Source organism: Nocardiopsis sp. LOL_012 (assembly GCF_048060475.1).
GTDB lineage: Bacteria > Actinomycetota > Actinomycetes > Streptosporangiales > Streptosporangiaceae > Nocardiopsis.
This window is the reverse complement of the sequence record NZ_JBHMIV010000062.1, coordinates 1-8,522: the sequence shown is the minus strand read 5'-3', so window position 1 is coordinate 8,522 and position 8,522 is coordinate 1. Positions and strand designations below refer to the sequence as shown.

Genomic DNA, 8,522 nt, shown 5'->3' with positions numbered 1-8,522 from the left:
TGAGGAAGGCCAGTGGGTCCTGGCCGTCATCGGGGTGTTTGGGGTCCAGGCCCGGCAGCGGTGGTGGGTCGAGCGCTGACAGTGGGTCGATGGCGTTCGGCGGGGTGTCCGGCAACTGGACGGGGAAGGCCAGGGTGGTGGTGTCCGACGATCCCGTGCCCGGGTCCTCTCCGGAGCGGTCGGTGCCGGTACTGTCGCGCCGGAACTGGTCCTGGTCGGTGCCGCTGGCGGGGCGGCCCAGCCGCCTCATCACCGCCTGCCATTCGGCGCCGATCTCCCTCGCGCGCTCACGCAGCTTCGTCCCGGCCGCGCGAAGCTCGTCGACCTCCTCGTTCGCCTCCCGCAGCGTGGTCTCGGTGGTCTCGACCTCCTGTTCCTGGGCGCGTACCCGGGCGGCCCGGTCACGCTGCTCCCGCTCGGCCTGCTGGAGTCCCCTCCTCTCCCGCTCCAGTGCTTCCCGGTCCATGAGTGCTCTCTCCTGGAACTCGGCGGCACGGACCGCGTCGGACCGCCCCTGGGCGCGGGCCCGTTCCAGGTCCCGTTCGGCCCGGTCGGCGCGCTCCTGGGCCTCTCTGGCGTTCCGGTGGGCCTCCTGCGCCCTCTCGTGGGCCTGATCGGCCTCCCCCTCCAGGAGCCGCAGACCTTCCCGTGCCCGGGCCTCCGGCTCGGTGCGCTCGTCCAAGGTCCCGGGGATCCGCGCGGCTTCGGTTCGGGCCTGTTCCAGGGCGCGCCCGGCCTCGCCGATCACCGTTTCGGCGTCCGAAGCCTCCCCGCGCCGACCCCGCGCCGTCCTGTCCAGTTCGGAGAACCGCGTGTTCCAGGCGTCGAGTGCCGGGGCGTCCGTCTCGCTGGGAAGCTCGTCCCAGAGGGACTCCCGGGCCGCTTGGGCCTCTCTCGCGGCGCCGAGCGCCTGTTCACGGGCGGCTGCGGCGTCCTTCACCCGTGATTCCAGGCCGGGGATCACGTTCTCCGTCAGGTCCGCCAGGCGCACCCGGAGGTCCGCGGTCTCCCGCGCCCGCTGTTCGTCGGCCTCCCGGGCTCTGGCGTGCCGGGCCTCCAGGTCTTGGGCACGGCGCTCGGCCTCCTCGGCGCGTTCGGCGGCGGCTCGGGCGGCGTCGGCCTGCCGCTCGTGGTGGACCCGGGCGTCGTCGGCGGCCTTCGCCGACGCCCGGGCCTGCTCCGCTGCGGTGCGGGACCGCTCCGCCGATTCCCCGGACCGTGTGTCGGCTTCGGTGTGTCGGCCGCGCGCGGATTCGAGGTCGCGGTCAGCCTGGGACAGGCCCGCGCGCAGTTCGACCAGGGCCTGGCGCAGCCCGGGCAGGTGCTCCGCGGCGTCGCGGGCGTCCTGGACCCGCTGATCGATGGCCTGTTCGTTCTGTTGGATCCGTACGTCGATGTCGCTGCGCTGTTCGAGCAGATTCTCGCTCTGGGCCTGGATCCGGGCCAGTGCTGCGGTATTGGTGGTCCGTGCGTTCAGGCCGCGGAGCGTCCTGGACAGGCTGGGGGTGCGAGCGATCTCCCTTCCGCTGGTGGAGCGGCTGAGGTCTGTGGCGGGACCGCCGGCTCTGCCCCCGGGATCGCTGCCGGTGCGTCGGACCCCTGCCGCTGTGGTGGTGCCCTCAGCAGGGTCGCCTGGTTCGGTGGTGCCGGTAGGGCGTGCGTTGAGGCGGAGGAGTCTGTCGGCCATGCTGGGGGTGCGGCGCAGGCCGGTGGATCCACTGGGGAAACGAGTGGGGGCCGCCGTTTCCCCGGTCCTGTTCCCCGGGTCGCTGTCCGACCGTTGCGGTTCGGGGGCAGGACCGCTGTTCGATCGCTGGGGGCCGGCCACGGGGCCGCTGCCGGTACGCTGCGGCCTTGCCAGAGGGTCGCTCTCCGCCCGTCGGGCGCCCGGAGGGCGCCGGAGCGCGGCCCCGTCCATCGGTTCGGGGGACCTGGAGAGCCGCGGTGGGGCCACCTCCATCGGTTCGGGGGACCTGGAGGGGCGGGGTGGGGCCACCTCCATCGGTTCGGGGGACCTGGAGGGGCGGGGCGGGATCTCCTCCGGAGGCTCGGGCGACTCTGTGATCGGGGGCAGGGGGGTGTTGTCGAGCGGCCACGCTCCGTCGTCGCTCCGGTCGGAACGATCTCCGCCGTCGGGCGCGGAACGATTCAGCGCACCGCGGACGGTCTCCAGGGTCTCGATCCACTCCCGCACCGCGTTCTCGAAGTCCCGGCGCCGCCGGTCCTGGATCGCTTCGAGGCGGTGGTACTCGTCTCGGACGCGAGGGTCGTCTTGGGCGTCGGCGTACTCCGCGGCCGCCGGCTCCAGGTCCCGCCGGGCCTTCAAGTAGGTTTTCTCGGCGGAGGACAGCTTCTTCTGGGCCCGGGCCAGATCCTGGATGGGGGAGGCCAGCCCGTCGGCCGCGCCCTGGCTGATCATCCCCGCCCGGACCGCGTCCTCACGCGAGAGCCAGGCGGTCACCTTGGTGCCGGTGTGGCCGAGCTGCCAGCGGGAGGGTGTGGACGGTCGGTGTCCGAAAGCGCTGCGCACCTTGTCCCCCACGTACCCGGCGGCTTTGCGGAAGGCCGAGTTGCGCAGCTCCGACCTGGCGCCGACCGCCCACTTGGCGTCGAACTCCACGAGGAGCACCGGGCCGATCCGGGCGCGGCTGGAATCGGGGATGTCCTGCTGCTCGACGCCCTGGACGCTCTCGCCGCCCGTTTCCGAGGAGGTGGGGACCAGTGCGGAGCCGTGGTAGACGCCGGTGTGCGGGTCGTGCAGTGGGGAGTGGTCGGTCCGTCCGGCCGGACGAAGGTCCAGGAGCCGGTCCTGGGCGCTGCCGTGCCCCACCGGCGACTCGTTGGACCGGTTGTCCAGGTGGGAGTCGGTGATCCGGCCGATCGGCGCGATGTCGAGGATGCGGGCCGAGGACGGGTCCGGCAGGGCGCGGACACTCCACGTGGTGCCCCCCATCCGGGTCAGTTCCGCGCCCTCCCCGGCGACCTCCGGGTAGAGCGCCTTGAGGGAGGCGGCGTTCAGGCTCTGGTCGATCGGGTTGTGGCGTGAGCCCAGCCCCAGCTTCCGGGCGTTGTACTCGCGTGCCGAGCGGAGCGCCTCGGGGGTGTAGCGCCCGTCCGCCACCGCGTTCGACGGGGAGGTCCAGCCCAGGGACTTGGCCACGACCACGTGCGCGGTGTCGCGGATGTCCTGCCCACGGTTCTCCACACCCGAGGGGACCAGGACGCTGTCTTCGTGTTCGGCCTGGTCGTCGCTGCTCTGGCCCCGGGCCCAGGAACGCATCATGTCGTGCAGGGAGGCGTGTGTGTCGTTGCTGGGGTGCTCCGGTGCGGTGCCGTCCCCGGTGGCGGTGTCCGTGCGCGGTGGGGCGTCCCCCCCGTTTCCGGCATCGTCGGAGGCGGGGTCGGAGAAGTCCAGGTAGGAGGCCGGGTAGAGCGTTTCCACCCGGCCCCCGGTGCCCTTCCCGGTGAACAGGTGCCGCTGTGAGTCGCCCGGACGTTCGCCCAGCACGCGGTTGGCGATCTGCTGGTTCCTGGAGATCTCCAGGTCGAGGGTCACCCGGCTGTTCTGGCTGATCTTGGCATAGGGCAGGTCCACGGACAGGTCGACGGTCCTGGACTCCCCCTTCGTACTGCCGTCTCCCCTGGAACGCGAGGAGCCGGACACAGCCCCGGCCTCGGGGCCCATGAGGTAGGGGCGGCTGTCCGGGGTGCCCTCTCCGGACGACGGGTCGCCGCCGGCGGGGACCGGCTGCATGACACCGCCCTGGACCCCCGTGCTACCCGTCTGGATGTCGGTCCGGGCTGTGGAGCCGGACGACTCCCAGGTGTGCTTGTCCCGGAAGTCGGTGTTGCCGCTCACGTACTCGACGCGCGGATCGGAGGTGTCCAGCCGCACGTAGACGGTGGCGTTCAGGGACAGGGGCGCGCTGGTGGGGGAGTTCAGGTCACCGATCGAGTGGTCGATGGCACGGACCCTCACCGGCAGCGGAACCCCGGCGTTGGGGTTCTCCCCCAGGTGGGAGCCGAGCGTGTGCAGGAGGTCCTCCCTGCTGCCCGAGGTCAGCTCCCAACCCTGTGAGGCCAGGTCGTCGACCAGGGCCTGGAGCGCCGGGCCGGTGTCGGGCGGGACGGTCATCTTGCCCGAGTCCTCCAGCCCGGGGCGCACACGTACGTGCCGTGGCGTCTCCGGTTCGGGCTGGGGCTCCAGCACCAGTTCTCCGTCGCGTTCCACGACCCGGTCCTCCACCAGCCCGGCGGCCTGGGCATCGCGGATGTGGACCACACCCGACACCAGGTCGCGGACGTGGGCGACCCAGCCCCGGAACCGCGCGCTTCTGGGGAAGGTCGGACCGATACTCCAGTTCTTGGTGAACTCCAGCGCCTGTGTGAGGTCCCCGGATCCGGTGAACAGGTACGACATCGGCATCTTGGATACGAAGGACACGGTCTGGGAGTACTTCTCACCGAGCTTGTCGCCCCACCTCCTGCCGAAGAGGCTCTTGTTCGCGCCGGGACCGCCCCCGAGGAAGGGGTGTCGGCCGTCGGGATCGGTGGACGGGGCGCCGCCCTCCCGGTCGCCGGTGCCCTGGCCGGAACCGGTGGTCTGGTCGGGGCCGAGGCGCCCCCTGCCCTCGGTCCTGGCGTGGGCGTTGACCGACCAGGTGATGTGGGTGTTCCTGGACAGGTCCAGGGTCGTCTTGCTCTCCCGGAGGACCATGGCGTCGGACTGCTCGAAGGAGTCGATGGAGGTGATGCCGACCTCCGTCGCCACGGTGGTGCGCACGTGGTGCGGGGACCAGAAGCCGCCGCTCATCTCCACACGGGTGCGGACCCCCTCCGGCACCGCTGAGAGCGTCTGGGGGGACAGCAGCGCGCCGAAGACGTCCTTGGCGCCCTCACTTCCGACGAGGAAGTGTTCGAGCTTGCGGCTGAAACCCTGGTGCAGGCTCCACCCGCGAGGTGCCCTGGAGAAGGCCTGGTAGGTCTCGTCGAGCAGGCTGGTGGTGCGGGCCGCCTCCCCCTCACCGACCCGGAAACGCGTGCTCACGTTGGAGAGCGCCGCCCCGAGCCGCCGTATCCGTCCGGCCCGCCGCTCGGCTTGGGCCCGGATGCGCTCGGCCCGCCGCTGGTCCGCGGTCCGCGGTGCGGGTGCCGTGTCTTCCGTGCCGGATTGACCAGGTGCGCTCTCGCCTGCCCGGTGCTGTGTGGACGTGCCGCCTTCCGTGGTGGCCAGCGGAGTGGTGCTGCTCTCCGCGGTGGTGTGTGTGCCCGGTTCGGCCCCGGTGTCGGCCGGTGCGCCGTCCTCCGCTCGGTTCCGTGGGCCCGTGCCGACGGACGGATCGGTGCGGTCCCCCGTGTACGCCTCGCCGTCCGTGGAGGTGGCCGCGGCCGCGGGCGCGTCGCCGTCGGTGGCCGTCCGTGTGGTGGCCGCGGCGGAGCGGTTCCGGGACAGCACGTCCCGGGTCCTGCGCACCCGGCCCGGGTCGGCCCGGGTGTGCTCGGTGATGACACGTTCGGCGTCCTCGGGCGGCATCGGTCGGATGTCGTCGGCGCGTGGAGCCCAGGGGGTCCCGGAGTCCGCGCCCCGCTTCGCCTTGGGGGTCTCCAGGATCAACTGTGCCTGGAACGGCCTCTCCAGCAGTGGCAAGCCGCGTTCTCGCAGCGGCGGCCCCCCTCCTCGGACCATGCCGATGTCGTCGCGTTCGTACAGGCGGGCGTCGAAGGTCCCCTGAGTGCTCCACACGTCGGAGTCCTGGGGGAAGACGACGGAGGTCTCCGACGACTGCTTGATCCCCTGGCCCTGTCCGGCGCCGGAGGCGCGCCCGGCCGAGGCGGATCCGGAGACCGCCGCCACCGACTCGGGTGCCGCGGACGATCCGTACGGGCCGTTCTTGCGAAAGAAGCCCCCGGCACCGAGATCGAAGGCGTGGCGGCCGCTCCGGCCGCTTCCGGTGGAGCGGCCGGAGGAACCGCCCAGATCGGCCGCCACGCCCCGGTCGGTCGGACGCATGTGGCGCAGGGCGTCGAAGGAGGCGCTGATCCGTGCGGTGACGAACTTCGGGCGAACCAGCTTCTCCTGGGACCTGAACAGGGAGGCCGGGTTCACGAGGGCGGCCTCGTGCAGGTGGACGGGGACACCGTGCAGCCCCAGGTCGTTGAGGTCGCTGCGCAGCCTCGTCTCGGAGACCGTCTTCATGACGTTGAACGTGTTGAGGCGTGCGATGTCGTAGTTGCGCCGCAGGAGGCGCCGCTCACGGGGGGAGCGGTCGAGGTACCCGGCCTCCTCGTAGCCCGGCCTGCGGGCGTAGTCGGCCCTGCCTCGGGCCAGGTCGGGCAGGACCAGCCCGGGGCGCTGCCGGGCCAGCCCGGTCAGAACCTGGTGGGACAGTTCCTCGTAGACCGAGCGCCGCGTTCCGCCGCCCGTGTCTCGGTACTGGCTTCCGTCTGACCAGTTGAACGTGCGCGGGGTCGCCCCGGTGAAGTCCGTCGGGTTCGCCACGGCCAGGTTGGGCAGCGGCGGCCGGGGCCTGCGGTCGGCGGCGGTGTCCGCGGACGTGCCCTCCGCGGGCGGCCCGCTCTCCGAGGAGGTGGCCGGGGCACTTTCGGTGGCGGGGGCGGTCGGCGGTGTCCAGACCCGTGCCGCGGGCGGGACCTCGCCGTTGATCAGGTGCGCGTCCTCCACGGTCAGGATCTCGATGGTGTCGCCCTGGAACCGGTACACCTCCGACTCGCCGTCGAACTGGAGGTAGTAGTTGCGTCGCACGTCGTAGACGGTCGAGTCGTTGGCACCCACGGTCGCCCAGTTCCTCGAACCCGAGATCGAGGAGGCACTGTACTCGCTCGACTGGAAGCGCGGGCTGTACTCGGCGTACGGAGCGTCGACCCGTGTCGACCACAGGCCGGGCAGGTCGAGGCTGAGGCTCATCCCCGCGCCGACGGTGGCCCGGAGGGTGTTGTCCTTCCTCAGGACGGTCTCGCCGGCCTTGGTCGAAGGGCTGCCCTTCATGTGGCCTTTGAGGTTGTCCGACGGTTGGAGCGTGTGGTCCTTGCGGGTGTAGTCGGTGGGGACCGACCACATGCGCACGATCCGTTTCCTCCCGGAGACGTCGGTTAGGCGCATCGGCACCGGTCCGACGGTCATCCGGGGCAGTTGGTTGCGCAGCGCCCGGCCGGAGAGTTCGCGCCCCACCTCGTCGGCGATCCTGGCCCGGCGTTCGGGGTGGCGGTCCAGGAACGAGGGGGTCAGTGCGTCGCGCACCCGGTCCCGCTTCCGGGGCGGCCGGTCGGCTCGGGTCAGATGGTCGGTGACCCAGTCGGTGAGGGACGGGGCGGTGCCGGAGCCGGTGCTGCGGATGTCACCGATATGGATCGGGTGGCTCTGTCCCGCACGCGGGTCGATGGGGAGCCGGCCTCCGTCCCTACCAGCGCCGTCTCCGTCCGCGCCGTCGTCTCCGTCCTCCACCGGGAGGAAGGGGTCGAGGATCCGGATGGACCGGGGTCCCTTACTGGGTACGACACCGCCGGGCAGGGCCAGCACCAGGCCGTTGGGGGACGGGGTGTAGGGCGGATCGGCCACGGGCACGGACGTGTCACCGGGCTGGATCTTCACCCGCATGAGCAGGTCGGCGACGTAGAACTCCGGCTTGTTCTTGAGCTCGAAGGTGGACGTCGTGTCGCTTGTGGTGGAGACGTTCACCTCGGTCGACCGGCTCCGCGTCCCTCCGGAGATCCGGAAGCGCAGACGCGGGCCGACGGCGTTGTCGCCCACCACGTCGACGTACAGAGGGCTGACGGTTACCCCAACCCCGACCGTTCCGCTCCTGCCGTGCCTGCCCTTGGAACTGCTGGAGATCTTGTCGCCGGTGGTGTCCGCGGAGGACTTGAGCTTGGCCTCACCGGCCCCGTCGTCCGTGGTCGTGGGCAGGTGGAAGAACTCGTGGGGATTCTCGGGGCGCAGGGACACCTGGACCCGCCAGGTGTTCCCCTGACCGTTGGTGACGGTGAAGGTGTGGCCGCCGTCGCGGAAGAACACCCTCATGTCATGGCCCATCTGGGCGATGAGCTGATCGTTCAGGTCGTCGCGGGCCGCGTCGTCCATGCCGTGGCTCGGGTCCCTGGCGGTGTCGTCGGCGAAGGCCGGGAGGTGTTCGGTGCTGATGAGGTTGGGCGGCACCAGGCTGGTGTCGAGGAGGTAGCCCAGGTCGTAGGCGGTCCCCTCCCGAACCAGGTTCACGGTGCCGGTGTAGTCGGGTGCCGGGGGTGGGGTGCCCTCCGCGCCGTGGTCCCCGTTCCCACTGGTGCTCGTGTCGGGCAGGACGGGCGGGGGCTCGTTGGTGGCCCTGCTCTTGCTCGTGGGACCGCTGCTCTCGGCCCCGAGCTCCACCCCGCTCTGGGGCGCGGTGGTGTTTTCGCCCCCGCTTTCGGTCGCGGTGTCGCCTGGGGGGACGGCGGTGTCGGTCTTCGAGGACTGCAGGGGTGGGTGGGGGGTGTCGGCTGTCTGGTCACCGGGCTGTGGGGGGGTG

General features: G+C 71.8%; 1 pseudogene. It reads right to left on the bottom strand.

The annotated features are described in order from the left end of the window. A pseudogene (locus ACFHWE_RS23195) lies at positions 1–8,383 on the bottom strand (hypothetical protein); the annotation flags it as partial. Positions 8,384–8,522 lie beyond the last annotated feature (139 nt).